The sequence below is a fragment of the Streptomyces hyaluromycini genome, from assembly GCF_002217755.1.
Lineage (GTDB): Bacteria > Actinomycetota > Actinomycetes > Streptomycetales > Streptomycetaceae > Streptomyces > Streptomyces hyaluromycini.
Window position 1 is genome coordinate 87,209 of the sequence record NZ_BCFL01000027.1, and the last position, 18,231, is coordinate 105,439.

The window sequence follows — 18,231 nt, forward strand, 5'->3', positions numbered from 1 at the left end:
AGCCGTCGGGGAACTTCACGAGGGTTCCCAGCTGGACCGGTTCTGTCGACGGGTAGTCGTCCAGGAGGTCGGTCACGCCGGCGCGGCAGATCATGATGCAGGCCTGGCGGTGGCGGGAGGCGAGGACGCAGAGGCGGCCCGTCTCCAGGTGGAAGGCGGTGGCGTCGGGGCGGCCGGAGAGCGGGTGGAGGACGACCGTCACGTCGTACTCACGGCCCTGGAGGCGGTTCGCCGTGTCGACGGTGACGTCCGCCGCGCCCAGCTCCGCCAGGGCCGCGCGGACGGCCGCCGCCTGGTCGCGGTGGGCGGTGCCGACGGCGATGCGGTCGGCGGTGAGCGGCGCGGGGTCGGGCGAGCGTTCGGAGAGGGACGAGCCGCCCCGGTCGAGCAGGCGCCGTACCACCGCCGCCACCGCCCGGACCGCCTCCGGGTCGGTGCGCGGGGTGTGCCGGGCGGGCAGCTCCAGCAGGCCCCAGCCGGACTCCGCCGCCTCGTCGATCACCCGGTCGGGCCCGGAGCCGTCGGAGGGGACGGCGAAGGCGAGGCGCCGGTCGCCGTGGTCGGTGCCGCTGCGGAAGGGGGTGTACGGGTAGAACGCGCCGGAGACGAGAGGGGCCGCGGAGGCCGGCAGGCGCCAGGAGACCGGGAGGCGGTGCTGGGGGAGCCCCGGGTTGTGGGCGAGGAGGGTGGAGACGGCGGAGGCCGACGGGTCGTACGACAGGCCCGCCCACTGCTCGCTGCCCACGATCGCGAACGGGTCCAGCTGGCCGGGGTCGCCCACGAACAGCGCCCGTTCGAACAGGCCGGCCACGGCGAGCAGCGAGTCCGAGCGCATCTGGTACGCCTCGTCGACGATCGCGTGCCGCCAGGGCTCGTCCACCTTCACGTGCGCCCACTTCGCGGCGGTGGACAGCACGACCTGCGCTTCCCTGAGGTCGGCCGCCTTCGCCGACTTGCGGACGCTCGGCAGGTCGTCCAGCGCCTTGTCGTACGGGTCGGCGTCACTGCTGTGGAGGCGGCCGACGGGGAGCTCCGGGTTCTTCTCGGCGAGCCGCAGGACGAGGTCGTCGACCTGGGCGTTCGTCTGCGCGACCACCATCAGCGGGCGGCCCGCGCCGGCGAGTTCCAGCGCGGCGCGGACCACCAGCGTGGACTTGCCGGCACCCGGCGGGGAGTCCACGACCACGCCCCGGTCGGTACCGTGCAGGGTGTCGTGCAGGATCGCGGCCGTGGCCTGTGCGGCGGCCGCCCCGGGATCGAAGTCCGTGGTCGTCACAGGATGTCCTCCGGCGTCGCGGTGTCGGCCGCCTCGGGTGCCGCCTCGCCCGGCGGGCCGCCGTGCGTCCACGGGGTGTCCTCCGGGTCGGGCAGCTTGGCGCCGCCGCGCTGCTCGTGTTCGAACAGGGTGAAGACGAGCCGGTCGCCCTTCTCCGGCACGGAGCCCTCCTCGGGTTCCTTGCCGCGGCCCATCTTGTCCAGGACGCGCAGCACCAGGACCCCCTCGCCCTCGTACCCCACGAACTCCGTCGACTGCGGCCTGCCGCCCAGCGAGCGGTACGCCTTGGCGCGCTCGCCCAGCTGCGGCCGGTCCTCCGTGCGCACGGTCAGCAGCGGGCGCGGGCTGGGCCGCCTGCCCTCGCTGTACGCCATGACGACATCGAGGACCTCGCCCGCGAACGCCTCCCCGGACAGCCGCCGCCCCGCCATCACCAGCGGGTCGTCGAGGGCCTCCTGGGCGTCCAGCCGGGCCTGCTCCCGCTCGCGCGTGGCCAGCTTGTTCGCCGCGGTCACCGCGTCGTCGCGGCGCGGCTGCGGGGGTTCGCCGGCCAGCACCCGGTCGCGGTGACCGGTGAACGACCAGCGGTCACGCGTCCAGCGCTCCTCGGCCCGGGCGCCCTCCGGCAGCCCGCGCAGCAGGTCGAGGCCCTGCCAGACCGCGTCCCAGGTGGGCCGGGTACGGCTCTCCACCAGTGCGCGGATCTCCCGCTCGGCCGCAGTGAGGATCGCCAGCCGGTCGTCGGCCTGCAGGCCGTCCTCGGCCGCGGCGAGGGCGGTGCGGGCCCGGTCGTAGCGCTCGAAGGCGGGGGCCAGCAGCTTGTTGTCGAAGGCCGGGTCGGTGGCGGGGCCGGCCGGCGGGCACAGCAACTGCCCGTCGCCGTCCCGCGCCAGCTCGGCCGTGAGCGCGGCCGCCGCGCCCGTGCTGCCCGACTGGGGGTCCCCCCGGTCGAGCGAAGCCGAGACTGGGGGAGGGGCGATCCAGGCGAGCAGCGCGCCCAGGTGCTGGTCCTCGATGCCGGACTGGCCGGTCGCCCAGTGCCGGGACAGCAGGTCCGTCATGGCGAGGAGCAGGGCGGAGCCGGGGACCCGGGCGCGCTCGCCGAAGTGGGTGAGCCAGCGGCCGAGCAACGGCACCCGGGGCGGGGCCGGGTAGGGCGCCTCCGGGTCCTGCTCCGCCGTGCGCCGGAACCGCATCGACCGCCCCAGCAGCCGTACGAACTCGACGCCCGCGCGGCCCGGGACGATCAACTGGGGTGCGTCCGCGCACAGTTCGACCTCGACCTTGACCCGCTTGCCGGTCTCCGGGTCGGTCTCGGTGCGCTCGGCGGCCTCGACGCTGTCCGCGTAGGAGTCCAGGTACGGCAGGACGACGTCGGCGAGCTCGGCGAGGAAGGCGAACCGCAGGTCCCGGTCGCGCGGCTGGGGTACGACCAGCAGGCGCGGGGCGTCCCGGTCGGTGCCGACCAGGGCGCCGAGCGGGGCACCGGCCTCACCGGCGGTGGTGAGCGGCACGAACACCAGCGGGTGGTCGGAGAGGTGCCGGTGGCGGACGGTCGCGGCGGGCTGCGCGGTGCCCGTGCTCACCGCTTCGAGGCGGGCGAGGGTGGTGATCAGGGACACAAGGCCCCCTGGGCATCGGCGTCGGCACTGGCACTGGCGCTCAGGGCTTCGGCGCGCAGGGCCGCCGCCCGGCGCAGGGCCGCCACCGCCGGGTCGGCCGGGTCGCCGCTCTCGCCGCGCGCCGCCGACAGCACGTCCTCGACGGTGGACAGCCCGCCCAGCTCGGCGCGGGCCGCGCGGCCCAGCGCGGTCACCTCGTCGGCCGCGCGGGAGCGCTGCCGGCAGTGGAAGGCCAGTTCACAGGCGGACAGGCACTCCGGCGCGTAGGCCGCGGGGACGGCGTCCACGGCCGCCGTGAGCTGCTCCGCCGGCAGGTCCGGGGCGAAACAGGTGCCCTCCGGGAGGGTGTCGGCGATGTCCTGGATGCGGGTGAGCCGGGCCAGCTGGCGGGCGGTGACCGCGCGCTGCTTGCGGACGTCCACGGCGGCGGCGGTGGGCAGGTTGGCGAAGTCCTTGGGGCAGACGAGGAGTACGTCGTGGCGGACGCGCGGGGCCGGGGCGAGCCGGGCCGCGACCTGCTCCAGGGCCAGCACGTACACCGCGGCCTGCCGGGCGGCCGCGCCCACCTTCGCCGGGTCGGCGGAACCGTCCAGCATCGGGAAGGACTTGATCTCCACGACCGTCCAGCTGCCGTCCGGGTGCACGACCACCGCGTCCGGCTCCAGGAAGGCGGGGGAGCCCGCCACCTCCAGGGCCAGCATCGGGTGGTCGAACAGCGCCCAGCCGCCCGCCTCGACGGCCTCGCGCAGCGCCAGCGCCGTACGGGCCGTACGCCCCTCGGGCCCGATCGCGGAGAGGCCCGGCACGGCGGCCCGCTCGGCCGGCTCGGCCCCCGGGTCGAGGTGGGTGCGCACCAGCCGCAGCAACTCGGCGCCGCCGTCCGCCTTCACCTTCGCCTCGAAGGCGTTGCCCCGGGTCAGTGCGAACTGCGACTGGCCGAAGGCCGACGGTGAGCCGAGGGCGCCCGCCAGCGCGGTCTTGTCCACCCCGGCGCCGTCCAGGATCGCCCGCCGCCTGCACCCCGGGTTCGCGGCGAGCGCCGCCAGGGCGCGCGCGTCGAGGGCCTTGGCCGGGACGGCGGGGCCGCGCAGCTCAGCGAGCCGGTGCCGGAGCGCCGTCCCCCGCGTCTGTGGGGGAGGCGTCGGGTTCGGCTGCGGCGGCGAGCCGGGACTCGCGCTGCGAAGGAATTCGCTCACCCGCCGAAGTCTGGCATCCGCCACTGACAATCGGGGTGCCTGCGCCGTCCGAGCGCGCTGCGACGAGGGAGGCGCCCGGGGTGATCCGCACCCTGACGAGTTCCGCGGCCCGCATCACGTACGGTGCCAGCAGGTAGCCCGCGCCCATCACGGCCGCGCCCGCGACCGCGTCCAGGAAGTAGTGGTTGGCGGTGCCCATGACCACGATCGCGGTCAGCAGCGGGTAGGCCACACCGAGCACCTTGGTCAGGCGGTTGCCGCCGTGGCGCCAGAGCATCACCCCGCACCACAGCGCCCAGCCGCAGTGCAGGCTCGGCATCGCCGCGTACTGGTTGGTCATGCCGCCGAGACCGCGCGGCGCACTGGCGTCGCCGCCCCACCAGCCGTACGAGCTGTACTGGGCCATCGTGTCGACGAAGCCGTACTTCACGTCCAGCAGCCGGGGCGGGCAGGTGGGCAGCAGGGTGAAGCCGATCAGGCCGATGAACGTGGACGTCATCAGCCAGGTGCGGGCCCGCCGGTAGACCTCGGCGCGCTTGCGGAACAGGAAGACCAGGATCACCGGGGTGATCAGGTAGTGCAGTGAGGCGTACCAGAAGTCCGCGGGTATGCCGAGCCAGGCCTCCCGGGTGAAGAGGCGGTTGAGCGGGTGCTCGGCGTTGAGGTGCAGGGCCTTCTCGATGCGCAGGATCGCCAGGCCGTGGTCGACGGCGGTGGCCGTGTCCCCGCGCGCCAGCAGGCGGCCGGCCGAGTAGCAGGCGTACACCAGCAGGATCAGGGGCAGCTCGGTCCACCAGCGCAACCGGGTTCGCGCAGCCGCCTCGGTGCCTGGTTTCTCGGTCTGCGGCATCCGACTGCCTCCCCCTTCTCGTCCCTGTCCGCGCGGCACCCGGCGGGCCGACCGTGACACTTTACGTTGCGCGCATTAGCGCCCATGCGGGGCGCTCAGACCTCAAAGACGCCGGGGACGCGCCCCGGGTTGCCCGCTCCCGGCTCGTTCCCGGCGTGTTCCCAGCGTGGGTGATGATGGAGGTGTCCCGCCTCCGAATTTCTCCCGAAAGGTTCCCTCTCCATGGCACCGCGCATCCTGCTGGCCCGGCACGGACAGACGGAGTGGTCACTGTCCGGCAAGCACACCGGCAGGACCGACGTACCGCTCCTGGAGGAGGGCCGGCGGGGGGCCAAGTCGCTCGGCGAGCGCCTGCACCGGCCGCCGTTCGACGGCCTCGCCGACGCCGAGATACGCACCAGCCCGCTGGCACGCGCGCGTGAGACGTGCGAACTCGCCGGGTTCGGCGAGCGGGCCGAGCGGTGGGACACGCTGATGGAGTGGGACTACGGGGCGTACGAGGGCCTGACCCCCGCCGAGATCCAGTCCGTCCGCCCCGGCTGGCTGATCTGGCGGGACGGGGTGCCCGGGGGCGAGTCCCTGGCGGAGGTGACCGCGCGGGCGGACGAGGTGGTGTCCTGGGCGCGGTCGGCCGACCGGGACGTACTGGTGTTCGCCCACGGGCACATCCTGCGGTCGATCGGGGCGCGCTGGCTGGGCCTGCCGCTGGACTTCGCGGCACGGATCCGCCTGAACCCGACGTCGTTGTCGGTACTGGGCTGGGCCTATGGGGAGCCTGCCATCGAGAGCTGGAACGATCTGGGGCACTTGGTCGGCTGACGGCGGGGGTGGGCACGCTTACCGGCGCTTGCAGGGTGCCTCCCCCAGAGGGGGGACCCCCAGCGCCCACCCGTGCCGCCTGGGGGCACCTCCCAGGCCCTTAAGGCACTGGGGGAGGCACGACTGCCCGCAGCTGAGGCGCCCCTTTAGGGGCGCGGGGCTGTATCTGATTTGCGGCTCCGCCGCGTGGGCGCGATCAGCCCCCACCGGCCGGCAGCCGACAACCGGCCCTACACGACCCTCGGCGTGGACGCGTGCCGGTCCAGGAACTCCTGGACCCCACTGGCCCGGCGGTGCGGGAGCAATACCCGTGCCGTGCCCGCCAGCATCCCCTGGATCCGGGACGACTGGACCTGGCCCAGCAGGTCCAGGACCCGCATGCCCGCCGTCGCCGCCTCGTCGGGCCGCCCCCCGCGCGCGAGGTCGTCGGCGAGTTCCGCCGTGTACAGCGCGATGTTCCTGGTGAAGTGCGGGTCCTGCAGGTCGGCGGCCCGGCGTGCGTGCCGTGCGGCCCGCGGCCAGTCGCCCAGCATGGACCAGCACTGCGCCTCCAGGCCCTCCAGCTCGGCCTCTCCGTAGAAGCTCATCCACTCGGGGTCGGCGTCCGAGTGGCCTCGCTCGAAGAGGGCCTGCGCACGGGCCAGCGCCTGCTCGGTGCCGGTGCGGTCGGCGAGCCCGGCCCAGCCGCCCGCCTCGCGCAGCGCGAGCAGGGACATGAGGCGGGCCGAGCCCAGGGGCCTGCCTACGCGTTGCGCGGCCTGCGCCGCCCGCACCGCCTCCCGGGGCCGCCCGGAGTCCCGCGCCAGGAAGGCCGTGTTGCAGAAGGCGTGCGCCTCCAGCCCCGGGTCCCCGGTCATCCGCGCGGTCGCCAGCGCCTCCGCGTAGTGCGAGCGGGCATCGTCGAAGCGGCCGGAGTCATGGGCCAGCCAGCCCACCGAGATGGCCAGTTCACCGGCGCCCGAGTGCAACCGCTCGGCGGTCGTCTGCCGGGTCGCGCCCGCGTCCAGCAACGCGTACGCCGCGCGCAGCGGAGCCGCCGCGCGCCGGTACAGCCCGTCCGCGCCGTGCCGGTCGTCCAGCAGCCGGATCCGGCGTACGGCCTCCTCCAGGGCGGCCGCGTGCGAGGACCCGGCACGGCGCACCGGCCGGTCCGCCGCCACGGCGTCGATCGTGAACCCCAGGGGGCCCAGCGTGGCGGCGGCCACTGTGGCGCCCCCGCCGGTCATGAATAGGCGACGCAGCACGTCGCTCTCCTCGTAGTTGTCGTGCGTCTCGTACGGGTCCTGCGGGTCATACGGCTCGATGGCCCCTTGCGTCTCACCACTGGCGAGAGCCAGGGGCACGTCCTCCGGCGGCCGCGTCGCGCGTCCGCGGACGGACGAGCGGGGCGCGAAGCCGAGGTCGGCGAGCGTGCGACCGGGGAACATGTGCAGGAACACCCGTTCGTACGCGTAGTTCGGGCAGCGGATCTCGCCCGCCTCGACCCGGCCGATGTAGCGCGCGTCACAGCTCACCCGCTCGCCGATCTCGCGGGCGGCACGCCGTACCAGCGCGGCGAACTCGGCCGGCGAGTGCCGGCCGCGCACCTGCCGGAAGGCGAGGTTCGGCCGTACCGGCCGATCGGGCTGTGGCGAGCTCGTGGTTGACGACGTCATGGCCGGGTCCTCTCGTGCGAACCGTCGAACCATGCCGGACTCGTGGTGAGTTGTCCGAGTGGACCCTTGATTCCGGCGGGCAAGAACGTACCTGCTGTGTCGGGCTCGTGACGCTGCGTTTGGCTACAAACCGGATATCTCATCCACGATCTGCCATGAACTGCCATCCTTTGCGGCTGACTTCCGCCGTAGCCGTTGACGCGGTGGCGCGTTGGACGTCATGGACTGCAAGAGGGCTGCGTGGTGGAGGCCGGGATGGAGACCAGCCAGAGCAACGATCCTTGTACGCCGCCGGTGACTTCGTTGACTTCGGCGGCAGACGATGCGGGGTGCGATCTTGTGACGGTGCCGGCCCGGCAGGGTCTGGAGGCGGTCGACATCCTGCGCCGGGGGGCCGGGGACGCGGTGGGGCCCGTACTCCACGACGACGGGGGCGACACCCTCGGCTTCGTGGTGCCGGCCGGTACGGCGGCGGGCTGGGACGTTCCGGGCAGCACCTGCACGGAGACCGACGGGCGCGGGCTGCGGCTCAGCCCCGAGCCGCCGGTCGAGGGCTCCGACTGGCTGCTGCCGCCCGGCGAGGCCGACCTCGCGACCGACCCGACGGTGCTGCGCCGGGCGCTCGGGGAGGCGGCCCGGCTGATCGAGGCCGCGGACAGCTGCCGCTGAATTTCCCGGACGGCCGGCGCCTGGGAAAATGACGGAATGGGCAAGTCCAGAAACTCGCGGCGCAGGGCGACCGCCGCCGACGCCGTTGTCGAGGCCGTCGACGGCGGCCTCGCCCAGCTCATTCCCGACCCCGACCGCGGCCGGGCCTGGACGCTGCTCATCGACGGCGCCCCGCAGTCGCACGTCGACCTCGACGACCCGGGGTACCTCTCCTTCGAGTACCAGCGCCGGCTCGGCCATGTGATCGACCTGGTCGCACCGCCGGGCAGGCCCGTGCAGGTCGTGCACCTGGGGGGCGGCGCGTTCACGCTGGCACGGTACGTCGCGGCGACCCGGCCCCGGTCCACGCAGCAGGTGGTGGAGCGGGACGCGGCCCTCGTGCAACTGGTGCGGCGGGAGTTGCCGTTGGATCCCGGCGCGCGGATACGGGTGCGGTCCGTGGACGCCCGGGAGGGTCTGGGCAAGGTCCCGGAGGCGTGGGCGGACCTGGTCATAGCGGATGTGTTCAGCGGGGCGCGCACTCCGGCGCATTTGACGTCCACGGAGTTCCTGGACGAGGTGCGGAGGGTGCTGCGGCCGGGCGGTGTGTACGCCGCCAACCTCGCGGACGGGCCGCCGCTCGCGCACCTCAGGGGGCAGATAGCGACGGCGGGGGCGCGGTTCGCGGAGGTCGCGGTGGTCGCGGACGCGGGGGTGTGGCGGGGGAAGCGGTTCGGCAACGCGGTGCTGGTGGCGGCCGACGTACAGCTGCCGGTGGGAGAGCTGACCCGGCGTTGCGCATCCGATCCGCACCCTGGGCGGGTCGAACACGGGCGGGCGCTGCGGGACTTCACCGGCGGGGCGGTCGCCGTGACGGATGCGGTGGCCGTGGCTTCGCCCTCGCCGCCGCCTTCGGTGTTTCGCTGAGTCCGCGGGCCGGTGGGGGCTGGTCGCGCAGTTCCCCGCGCCCCTGAAGGGGCGCTTCGCCCGCCGTTTCTCCCCAGCCGCGGGCAGTCGTGCCTCCCCAGTGCCTTAAGGGCCTGGGAGGTGCCCCCAGGCGGCACGGGTGGGCACGGGCGGTGCCCGGCAAGCGCCGGTGAGCGTCCCCACCCCCCGGCCCGGCCGACCGGACACTCTCAGTACGTCTCCACCTGCACCTGCGGCGGCCCGTCGTGCCAGGTGCAGAACACCGACACGCGGTCCGTGCTCTTGCTGAACTCGATGCGGATCCACGTCTCCGTCTTCCAGACCTGCATCGACCAGCCCGTGCCCGGCGTCGCCGACACCAGCGTCGCGCTGGTGTCGCCCAGGTCGAAGACCGCCCGGCCGCCGTCCGTGTCGTAGGCCTTGACCTGACCGGTGGCGGTCGCTGTGGCCGAGGGGCTCGGAGTCGTCGTCGGAGTCCGGGACGGCGTCGGCGTGGGAGTCGCCGACGGGCGCGCCGCGGCCGTGTGCGAAGGGCTCGGCGCGCGGGACGTGGCCGGCGTCAGCGGCTTGGAGCCCTGGGTCGTCGGGTCGTCGTCCGCCGCCGTGACGGGCAGGGCGCGGGGCGGGTCGTAGGCCGTGGCCGCGATCACCGTGTGGACACCCCACCACGACAGCGTGACCGCCGCGCCCGTGGCGAGCAGCCAAGCCAGTATGTGTACGAGTCCTCTGCGCATCGCGGGCCATACTGCCCCAGGGGTACCGCCGTGCGCACTCGACCCGAGTTATCCACAGGCTCCGGCCGGCGTCGGCGGCATGGCGTACGGTGCGGCGCATGGCAAGTGTGCTCGTGGTCGAGGACGACCAGTTCGTACGCTCGGCGCTCATCCGGCATCTCACCGACGCCTCGCACACCGTGCGCAGCGTCGGCACGGCACTGGAGGCGCTGCGCGAGGTCGCCCATTTCCGCTTCGACGTGGTCGTGCTGGACCTCGGACTGCCGGACCTGGACGGCTCCGAGGCGCTGAAGATGCTGCGCGGCATCACCGACGTGCCCGTCATCATCGCCACCGCCCGGGACGACGAGACGGAGATCGTCCGGCTGCTCAACGCCGGCGCGGACGACTATCTGACCAAGCCGTTCTCCGTCGAGCACCTGTCGGCACGGATGGCCGCCGTGCTGCGCCGGGCGCGGTCGGGCGGGGGCGAGGCGGCGCCGTCGAGCGTGCTGAGGGTCGGCGGGCTGGCCGTCGACCCGCTGCGCCGGCAGGCCGAGTTGGACGGAGTGCGGCTCGATCTCACCCGCCGGGAGTTCGATCTGCTGGCCTTCCTCGCCGGGCGGCCGGGGGTCGTGGTGCCGCGCAAGGAGCTGCTGGCGGAGGTGTGGCAGCAGTCGTACGGGGACGACCAGACCATCGATGTGCATCTGTCCTGGCTGCGGCGGAAGTTGGGGGAGACGGCGGCCCGGCCGCGGTATCTGCACACACTGCGGGGGGTCGGCGTGAAGCTGGAGCCGCCGGGCGGGGAAGCGAGGCCGGTCGGATGAGATGGGCTCTGGTCAAGGTCTGTCTGGCGGTCACCGCGATGGTCGTGGTCGCCTTCGCCGTTCCGCTCGGCCTGGTCGTCAAGGAGCTGGCCCGGGACCGGGCGTTCTCCAACGCCGAGCGGGAGGCCGCCGCCGTCGCCCCGGCCCTGTCCATCACCACCGACCGGGACAAGCTGGAGCGGGTGGTGGCCTCGGCCGGCGCCGACCGGGGCATGGCCGTGCACATACCGGCGGCCGGTGGTCAGGCCGCCGTCGACATCGGCCGGCAGCGCGCCGCCGACCGGGACATCGCGGCCGTACGGAAGCTGGGGCGGGCCTCCACGACCGGGGTGGCCGGCGGGTCGACCCTGCTGCAGCCCGTCGCGCTGAGCTCCGGTGCCATCGCGGTCGTCGAGGTGTACGTGCCCGAGTCCGAGGTGAACAACGGCGTCGGCACGGCCTGGGCGGTGCTCGCCGCCGTCGGCCTGGCGCTGATCGTCGGCTCGGTCGCGGTGGCCGACCGGCTGGGCGTACGGATGGTGCAGCCCGCCCAGCGGCTGGTGGAGGGCGCACACGAACTGGGGGAGGGCAAGCTGGGCGCGCGGGTGCCCGAGGAAGGGCCGAACGAACTGCGGCTGGCGGCGGTCGCGTTCAACTCGATGGCCGACCAGGTCGTCCAACTGCTGGCGAACGAACGGGAGCTGGCGGCGGATCTGTCGCACCGGCTGCGCACTCCGCTCACCGTGCTGCGGCTGAACGCGGCCTCGCTCGGGGACGGGACCGCCGCCGAGCAGACCAGGGCCGCCGTCGCGCAGTTGGAGCACGAGGTCGACACCATCATCCGGACCGCCCGGGAGGCCAAGCCGCAGACGGCGGCCGCCGGGCCGGGGGCCGGCTGCGACGCGGCCGAGGTGGTGCGGGAGCGGATGGGGTTCTGGTCGGCGCTCGCGGAGGACGAGGGCCGCAAGTGGCGGGTGGCCGGCGTGGACCGGCCGGTGCGCATACCCGTCGCCCGCGCCGACCTGGCCGCCGCGCTCGACGCGCTGCTGGGCAACGTCTTCCGGCACACCGCGGAGGGCACCGCCTTCGCGGTCGACGTGCACAACGCGGAGGACGCGGTGATCGTGCTGGTCTCGGACGCGGGACACGGCATCCGGGATCCGGAGGCGGCGATGGCCCGGGGGCGGGGTTCCGGGGCGGCCGGGTCGACCGGGCTCGGCCTGGACATCGTGCGCCGGCTCGCCGAGTCGACCGGTGGCGATGTGCGGATCGGGTCGTCGGTGCTCGGCGGGACCGAGGTGCGGGTCTGGATCCAGCTGGACGGCCGGAAGCCGGAGCGCAAGGGGCACCGGGGAGCGGTGCGCCGGCGCCGTTCGCGCAGGCAGCCGGGGGATCCGGGCCGGAGGGGAACCGGGGGAACCACCGGAAGAATTGGTCTCGACCTTTAATCGCTCCCGATGCCTTCCTTAAGCGCACCCTAAGATCCTCAATGGCCGTCCCGATCAGGCCGTTTGTCCGGTTCCTGACCGCTAGCGTGCTGCCGCACCCCACCCCCTCCGGCAGGCGAAGGCAGGCACGGCATGAGTACGCACCGGCGCAGAATCAGTGGCAGGAACAAGGTGACAGGCGGTCTGGTCGCCGCGGCCGTGGTCGGTGGCGGGGCGATCCTGTTCACCGGGATCGCGCAGGCGGCCGGAGTCGGCGCCGCGTACACGAAGACGAGCGACTGGTCGACCGGGTACACCGCGCAGTACGTCGTCACGAACAACAGCGGTGCCAGGGAGCAGGACTGGACGCTGGAGTTCGACCTGCCGGCCGGCGCGAAGCTCAGCTCGCTGTGGAACGCCGAGTACACCGTGAGCGGGCAGCACGTCACCGTGAAGCCGCCGAAGTGGGACACGGACGGCCTCGCGGCCGGCGAGTCGGACACCGTCGGCTTCGTGGTCGACGGCAGCGGGGACCCGACCGGCTGCCGTATCGACAACGCGAGCTGTTCGGCGGACGGTACGACGACCCCGGAGCCGAGCGGCCGCCCGACGCAGTCCGTCACCCCGACCCCGACGGCCACCGCGACCCCCAAGCCCACGGCCACCGCCACCCCCACCGCGACGGCCACCCCCACCGCCTCCCCGACCCAGAGCAGCGGCACCGGTACCACCGTCTCCGCCGGTTTCGCCCCGTACGTCGACACCTCCCTCTACCCGGCGTTCGACCTCCTCGCGGCGGCGAACGCGACCGGCGTGAAGAACTACAACCTCGCGTTCGTCACCGACGGCGGCGGCTGCACGCCCAAGTGGGGCGGGGTGACGGACCTGGCGAGCGACGGTGTGGCGTCCCAGATCGGCGCCCTGCGCGCCAAGGGCGGTGACGTCCGGGTCTCCTTCGGCGGCGCGTCCGGTTCCGAACTCGCCACCACCTGCTCCTCGGCGGACGCGCTGGCGGCGGCGTACGGCAAGGTCGTGGACGCGTACAGCCTGACCAAGGTCGACTTCGACGTGGAGGGCGGCGCGCTGCCCAACACCACGGCGAACACCAACCGCGCCAAGGCCATCGCCAAGCTCCAGGCGAGCCACCCGAACCTGGACGTCTCCTTCACCCTCCCGGTGATGCCGGAGGGCCTCACCCAGGACGGCGTGAACCTCGTCTCCAACGCCAAGGCCAACGGCGTGAAGATCAGCACCGTCAACATCATGGCGATGGACTACGGCGCCTCGTACAACGGCGACATGGGCACCTATGCCACCCAGGCCGCCACCGCCACCCAGGCCCAGATCAAGAGCGTCCTCGGCCTCTCCGACTCCGCCGCCTGGAAGGCGGTCGGCGTCACCCCGATGATCGGTGTCAACGACGTCTCCTCCGAGGTCTTCAAGGTGGACGACGCCAGTCAGCTGGTCGACTTCGCCAAGTCCAAGGGCCTCGGCTGGCTCTCGATGTGGTCGGCCACCCGCGACCAGCAGTGCGCCGGCGGCGCCAAGTCCACCGCCGACGCCACCTGCAGCTCGATAACCCAGGACAAGTACGCCTTCTCGAAGGCCTTCGCGGCGATCGGCTGACCCGCGAGCACCGTCCGATACGTCCCGCCCGGTCTTCCCCTTCCCGGCCGGGACGTACAAACTTCTTTATCAGGGCGCCGGAGAACAAGGGGGACGAATGATCGAGCTGTACGACATGATTCGTGAGCTGAGGCGGCAGCTGATCGCCGCCGCGGCCGACGGCGGCGGCCAGGCTGTACGGTTCGAACTCGGGCCCATCGAGGTCGAGGCCACCGTCGCCGTCAACCGGGAGGCGGGTGCCGGCGCCAAGGTGCGGGTTTGGGTCGTAGACCTGGACTCGAACGGCAGGTACGCCCAGGCGCAGACCCAGCGGGTCAAGCTGACACTCATACCCAAAGCCGTACCCGCGGGCGGGGGATCGCCGCAACCCGCCATGCTCGCGGGGGACGAGGTCGATGGCGAGCGCTGACCGGGGGCTGAGGGCGGAGCGGGTCGCGGAGATCCGCGTCGGGCCTCCCGGCAGGCAGGCCCGCCGGGGCACCGGGTACCTCGTCGCGGCACGCAAGGTGTTGACGGCCGCACACCTCGTCGAGACCGTGGAGGACGCACAGGCCGTCACGGTCCGCTTTCAGGCCGACCGGCCGGGAGAACAGGTCGTCGGGGCGACCGTGTGCTGGCGGCACGCGGGCATCGATATCGCAGTCCTCGCCCTGGACAGCGAGGTGCAGATGCCGGAGACCCCGCCCGTCTCGTACGGTCGGGTGGGAGAGCGGGACGCGGTGCTGCGCTGTACCGCGCTGGGTTTCCCGCGTTTCAAACTGCGTACGGACGACGACGGTTCACGTTTCCGGGACGCGGAGCACGTGCACGCGACCTGCGCCGTGCTCTCCAACCGCCGCGAAGGCACCCTCGACCTCGCTGTCGCCTCCTCTCCCGCCGACGACCCCGATCCCGACCGCGACGCCTGGGAGGGCATGTCCGGCGCGGCCGTCTTCGCTGGCGGCCACCTTGTCGCAGTCGTCACCCGGCACCACCGCACGGACGGTCCGGGACGCATAGCGGCGGTCCGGGTCGACCGGTGGTCCGAGGAGCTGAACCCGGTGGAGACGGAAGAACTGGCGAAGTGTCTGGGCTGCTCTCTGGGCCCCGAGGCGCTGTCCGACGCCATTCCCCCTGCAGTGCCGGAGTGGACTCGGGAGGTCTACCGCGCCCACCTCGCCGGTATGGCGCCCGCCGAGCTGAAGGCCCGGGAAGCGGAGCTCGGCGAACTCGTCTCGTTCTGCGCCGGCCCCGATCCCTATCTGTGGGTCCAGGGGCCGCCCTGGGCCGGAAAGAGCGCGCTCGCCGCCTGGTTCGCCCTGCACCCGCCACAGGGCATCGTGCCGGTCTGGTTCTTCGTCACAGCAGGCTCCACCGATCAGTCGGACAGCTCCGTCTATACGGCGACGGTCATCGACCAGCTCGCCGCGATCGTCGGCCGTGATCCGGCTGTCGTCGCCACCCCCACGGCCCGTGACGGAGTGCGCCGGCTGCTGCTGGAGGAGGCCGCGGAGCGCGTCGGACGGGGCGGTGGCACACTGCTCCTCGTGGTGGACGGTCTCGACGAGGATCAGTCCTTGCGCAGCGGTGGCATCGGCACGAGCATCGCCTCCCTGCTGCCCGACCGGCCCCCGCCGAACGTGCGTGTCCTGGTCACCAGCCGTACCAGCCCGGGTCTCCCCGTCGACGTCAAGGGCAGCCATCCGCTTCGCCGTTGCCGCGAGCTGCGGCTGTCCGCCAACGAAGCCGCACAGCACGACGAGCACGAGGCCAAGGGCGAGCTGCGCCGGGTGCTCACCGGAGACCGGCTGCCGCGTGACCTGGTCGGCCTCCTCGTCGCCGCCCGGGGACCTCTCACCACCGACGACCTCCGTGTCCTGACCGGCGAGCCCAACGACGCGCTACGACGGCTGCTCGACAGTGCCTTCGGACGCACCGTGCGGGTACGCGAGGCACACCAGAGCGACGGCGCCGACGGCGAGGACGACCACAGTGACGACCTGAACCTGTACGTGTCCGGCCGTGGTTGTGTCTTCACCCACGAGACGCTGTTCGCCGCCGCCCAGGAGGAACTCGGGCCGGACGTGGCCCCGTACCTGGAAATGCTGCACGCCTGGGCCGAGCACTTCTCGGGCCGGGGCTGGCCGCCGGACACCCCGAACTATCTTCTCCAGCCCTACGGCCGGAGGCTCGCCCTGCTCCGTGACGCGGACCGTCTGCTCGCCCACGCCACTGACGTCCGCCGACGCGAGCGGCTGCGCCAGGCGACGGGAAGCGACGCTGCGTTCCTCTCGGAGGTGGCGGCTGCCCGCACGACGGCGCGCGAGGACGACCTGCCGACACGGGTCGTACTCGCGGCCGTGGGTGACCTCGTCACCCGACGTAACCGGACACTCCATCCCGGCGTCCCGGCCGTCCTTGCTCGCCTCGGCCGGACCCGCGAGGCGATCGGGCTGGCCCGAAGCGTCCCCGACCGTCTCAGCCGCGCGCGGGCGCTGGCCGGAGTGGCAGGGGTACTGGCGGACCGGGACGACCTGCGCGCCGTTCGGTTGGCGGAGGAAGGGGTGGAACTGGCGACGCCGGTGGCGCGAACCACATTAGACCGACTTGTGACACTTCCTTCGCACCCCACGGGAGCTGTCACGGCGGTCCTCGCGGTGCAGAGCGCTGCCGCGGGCGTGTTCGCGAGGCTCGGCAAGGAACACGAAGCCGTACGCCTGGCCTTCGGCTGGCCCTGGCGGTTGAAGGTCGCGTACAGCGAACTCGTCAAGGCGCTGACCGCGACCGCTCGCCAGGTCCGTGTCCCCGCTCATGCGGACGAACTGTGCCGCATGGCCGAAGAGATCGCCGAGCGGTGCGAGTTCGATCCGGACCGTGTCCGCTCTCTGGTGACCGTCGGGCAGACATGGTCGGCCCTGGGTTCGCCCGACGAAGCCGACCGCCTCTACGATGCGGTGGTCCGCTGGGTCCGGCAGCACGGAATCGACCGACCCCACGTCTCCGCGATCGCCGCCGAGGCTCTGCGGGAGGTGCGCCCAAGGGACGCGCAGCGACTGACCGGGGCAGTTCACGGGCCTGCGCGCTACAGGCTGGGGGTGGGGACCTATGACGACGTGTACGCACTCATCGCCGACAACCGACTGGAAGACGCTGAACGGCTCCTGAACTACGGGCCTTTGCCACAGCGCCCGGGACGAGGGCGCTCTCCTTGGCACCGGGAACGAGAGCCTTCTTCTTGGTATACGGGCGTCTCCGCAGTAGAGCAGAAGGAACTACTGCTCGGCGATGCCTGGACCATGATCGCGCGGGCGTGGGCACGCGATGGCAGAGCGAAACCGGCCTGGGAAGCTCTCGCCAAATCCCGTAGCAGGCCGAGTCTCAACAGACGTGGACAGCAGGATGTTGTCCAACTCCTGCTGAAGGCAGGTGAAGATGCCATCGAGGAGTTGGAGTCATTCCTGCTCGCCCGGCATGCCCTGGGCAATGGGATCGGCATCGACGCCCTGGTGGAACTCGCCGCTCACTTCGCTGCCGGACAACCGGACCGCGCACGATATCTGGTCGGCGAGGTGAACCGGCGGCGCCAGGGAGGGGGCAGCTCCACCCAGGCCGATCCCGCGAGTCTCGCTGTCCTTGCCGGAGCCTTGGCCGCGGTCGACCGACTGGACGACGCGGAACGCGTTCTCGCCGAAATAGAGGACCGCGACGTATATGTCTGGGGCTGCGCTGTCGCGTCCCTGGCCGTGGCCGAACGCGACGAGGCCCGGGCACTCGGTCTGTGCGAAAAGGCAGCGGTGGCCTCACCCCGGTTGTCCTACTACCCCTTGCCCGAAGGCATGGTGGCGGCTGTCGCCCAGGCAATGGCCCGCACAGAGATCGGGGAACGTACCGAGGACTTTCTCGGGCAGTGGCCCACGACTGACGGTTTTCTGTCCGACTACCGTGGCAGAGCCGCCGTCCATGCGGCTGCGGGCCTGTGGCCGCACGCTCCGGAGGCGGCACGCCGGCTACTCGGCGAGGTGCGGCTCCGCAAGAGCACCGGGGACGACGTGCGTGCCTCTCGGCTCCTCGTCGAGGTGGGCCCGGACGGGCGCGGCAACCTCCCGCGGGTTGAGGAGGTTCTTGACGGCGCTGGGTCTCGGAGGCTGTTCCACGAGGACGAGGACGTCTCCCTGTACGCGCTTCTGGAGGCCGGCAGCGACCCGGCGGCTGCACGACAGCGGCTCAAGGATGTGCTGGGGAGGCAACGGGGAAGTCTCACCGGCGGTGGACCAGGTGCCGTGGCGACCGTCGCCCTTGCCGCACTGGGAGATCCCGACGCGGCGGAGGAATGCGCCCGAGGCGAGACGCAGAATCACGAGCGCGCTCTTCGTCTCCTCTGCCTGGCCGCCCACCTCGCCGGAATGCCAGGCCTCGCCATGGCCGTACCGCTCCTTGAATCCCCCCGCCAGTCCCTGCCCGTCTCCACACGCCTCGCCGTCTGTCTCATCCCGGCCACTCCCACCCCCGACCTCCCCCGAGCACGTGCCCTTGTCGCCGAAGCGCTCACTCTCGGAGCCTGGGTGCCTGCCCTCCCGGTCCTCGCGGTCCTCGACCCTGCGGCCGTCCTTCGGGTACGGGACGTGGTCGTCGCTCATCTCGGACTGGCCCGCTGAGGAGCCCGGCGGTCGCGCGGTCTTCGCGT

General features: G+C 72.9%; 14 protein-coding genes. 8 read left to right on the top strand and 6 right to left on the bottom strand.

Annotated elements, in window-relative coordinates:
• The 4 genes from SSP29_RS36165 to SSP29_RS36180 form a co-directional block, all read right to left on the bottom strand.
• Positions 1 to 1,276 (bottom strand): AAA domain-containing protein (locus SSP29_RS36165; RefSeq protein WP_089105146.1); only part of this gene is annotated, 1,276 nt, incomplete at its 3' end.
• Positions 1,273 to 2,898: a hypothetical protein gene (locus SSP29_RS56955; protein WP_089105147.1), complete on the bottom strand. Its 1,626-nt coding sequence runs from the start codon at positions 2,896 to 2,898 to the stop codon at positions 1,273 to 1,275. The genes SSP29_RS36165 and SSP29_RS56955, both read right to left, overlap by 4 nt.
• Complete coding sequence (locus SSP29_RS36175; RefSeq protein ID WP_150135572.1) at positions 2,889 to 4,094, bottom strand: hypothetical protein; 1,206 nt, start codon at positions 4,092 to 4,094, stop codon at positions 2,889 to 2,891. The genes SSP29_RS56955 and SSP29_RS36175 overlap by 10 nt, the downstream gene beginning before the upstream one ends.
• Positions 3,991 to 4,944: a phosphatase PAP2 family protein gene (locus SSP29_RS36180; RefSeq protein WP_089105148.1), complete on the bottom strand. Its 954-nt coding sequence runs from the start codon at positions 4,942 to 4,944 to the stop codon at positions 3,991 to 3,993. The genes SSP29_RS36175 and SSP29_RS36180 overlap by 104 nt, the downstream gene beginning before the upstream one ends.
• Positions 4,945 to 5,166: 222 nt before the next feature.
• On the opposite strand from SSP29_RS36180, the gene SSP29_RS36185 reads away from it, so the two are divergent.
• Entirely contained in the window at positions 5,167 to 5,763 is a 597-nt protein-coding gene (locus SSP29_RS36185) for a histidine phosphatase family protein (RefSeq protein WP_089105149.1), read from the top strand.
• Positions 5,764 to 5,993: 230 nt separating this feature from the next.
• Here the strand turns inward: SSP29_RS36185 and SSP29_RS36190 are convergent, their stop codons facing one another.
• A complete protein-coding gene (locus SSP29_RS36190) occupies positions 5,994 to 7,418 on the bottom strand; it encodes an NsdA family TPR-like regulatory protein (protein ID WP_089105150.1) in 1,425 nt (474 codons plus the stop codon).
• Between the two features lie 255 nt (positions 7,419 to 7,673).
• On the opposite strand from SSP29_RS36190, the gene SSP29_RS36195 reads away from it, so the two are divergent.
• Both SSP29_RS36195 and SSP29_RS36200 read left to right on the top strand, forming a co-directional pair.
• On the top strand, positions 7,674 to 8,087 hold the full coding sequence (locus tag SSP29_RS36195; RefSeq protein WP_089105151.1) for a hypothetical protein: 414 nt from the start codon (positions 7,674 to 7,676) through the stop codon (positions 8,085 to 8,087).
• 36 nt (positions 8,088 to 8,123) lie between these two features.
• On the top strand, positions 8,124 to 8,993 hold the full coding sequence (locus tag SSP29_RS36200; RefSeq protein WP_089105152.1) for a spermidine synthase: 870 nt from the start codon (positions 8,124 to 8,126) through the stop codon (positions 8,991 to 8,993).
• Positions 8,994 to 9,202: 209 nt separating this feature from the next.
• Here SSP29_RS36200 and SSP29_RS36205 read toward each other — a convergent pair whose 3' ends face one another.
• Positions 9,203 to 9,727: a hypothetical protein gene (locus tag SSP29_RS36205; protein WP_089105153.1), complete on the bottom strand. Its 525-nt coding sequence runs from the start codon at positions 9,725 to 9,727 to the stop codon at positions 9,203 to 9,205.
• 98 nt (positions 9,728 to 9,825) lie between these two features.
• Here SSP29_RS36205 and SSP29_RS36210 point away from each other — a divergent pair, with 98 nt between their 5' ends.
• The 5 genes from SSP29_RS36210 to SSP29_RS36230 all read left to right on the top strand — a co-directional run bounded on the left by SSP29_RS36210 (position 9,826) and on the right by SSP29_RS36230 (position 18,202).
• Positions 9,826 to 10,536, top strand: a complete 711-nt coding sequence (locus SSP29_RS36210; protein ID WP_089105154.1) for a response regulator transcription factor — start codon at positions 9,826 to 9,828, stop codon at positions 10,534 to 10,536.
• Positions 10,533 to 11,963, top strand: coding sequence for a sensor histidine kinase (locus SSP29_RS36215; protein WP_150135574.1), 1,431 nt, complete (start codon positions 10,533 to 10,535; stop codon positions 11,961 to 11,963). The genes SSP29_RS36210 and SSP29_RS36215 overlap by 4 nt, the downstream gene beginning before the upstream one ends.
• Before the next feature lie 132 nt (positions 11,964 to 12,095).
• The gene (locus tag SSP29_RS36220; RefSeq protein ID WP_089105155.1) at positions 12,096 to 13,568 is read left to right on the top strand and encodes a glycoside hydrolase family 18 protein; all 1,473 of its coding nucleotides are present in this window, start codon (positions 12,096 to 12,098) and stop codon (positions 13,566 to 13,568) included.
• Between the two features lie 97 nt (positions 13,569 to 13,665).
• Complete coding sequence (locus SSP29_RS36225) at positions 13,666 to 13,977, top strand: trypco2 family protein (protein ID WP_089105156.1); 312 nt, start codon at positions 13,666 to 13,668, stop codon at positions 13,975 to 13,977.
• Positions 13,964 to 18,202, top strand: coding sequence for a trypsin-like peptidase domain-containing protein (locus SSP29_RS36230; protein ID WP_089105157.1), 4,239 nt, complete (start codon positions 13,964 to 13,966; stop codon positions 18,200 to 18,202). The genes SSP29_RS36225 and SSP29_RS36230 overlap by 14 nt, the downstream gene beginning before the upstream one ends.
• The last annotated feature ends 29 nt before the right edge of the window (positions 18,203 to 18,231 follow it).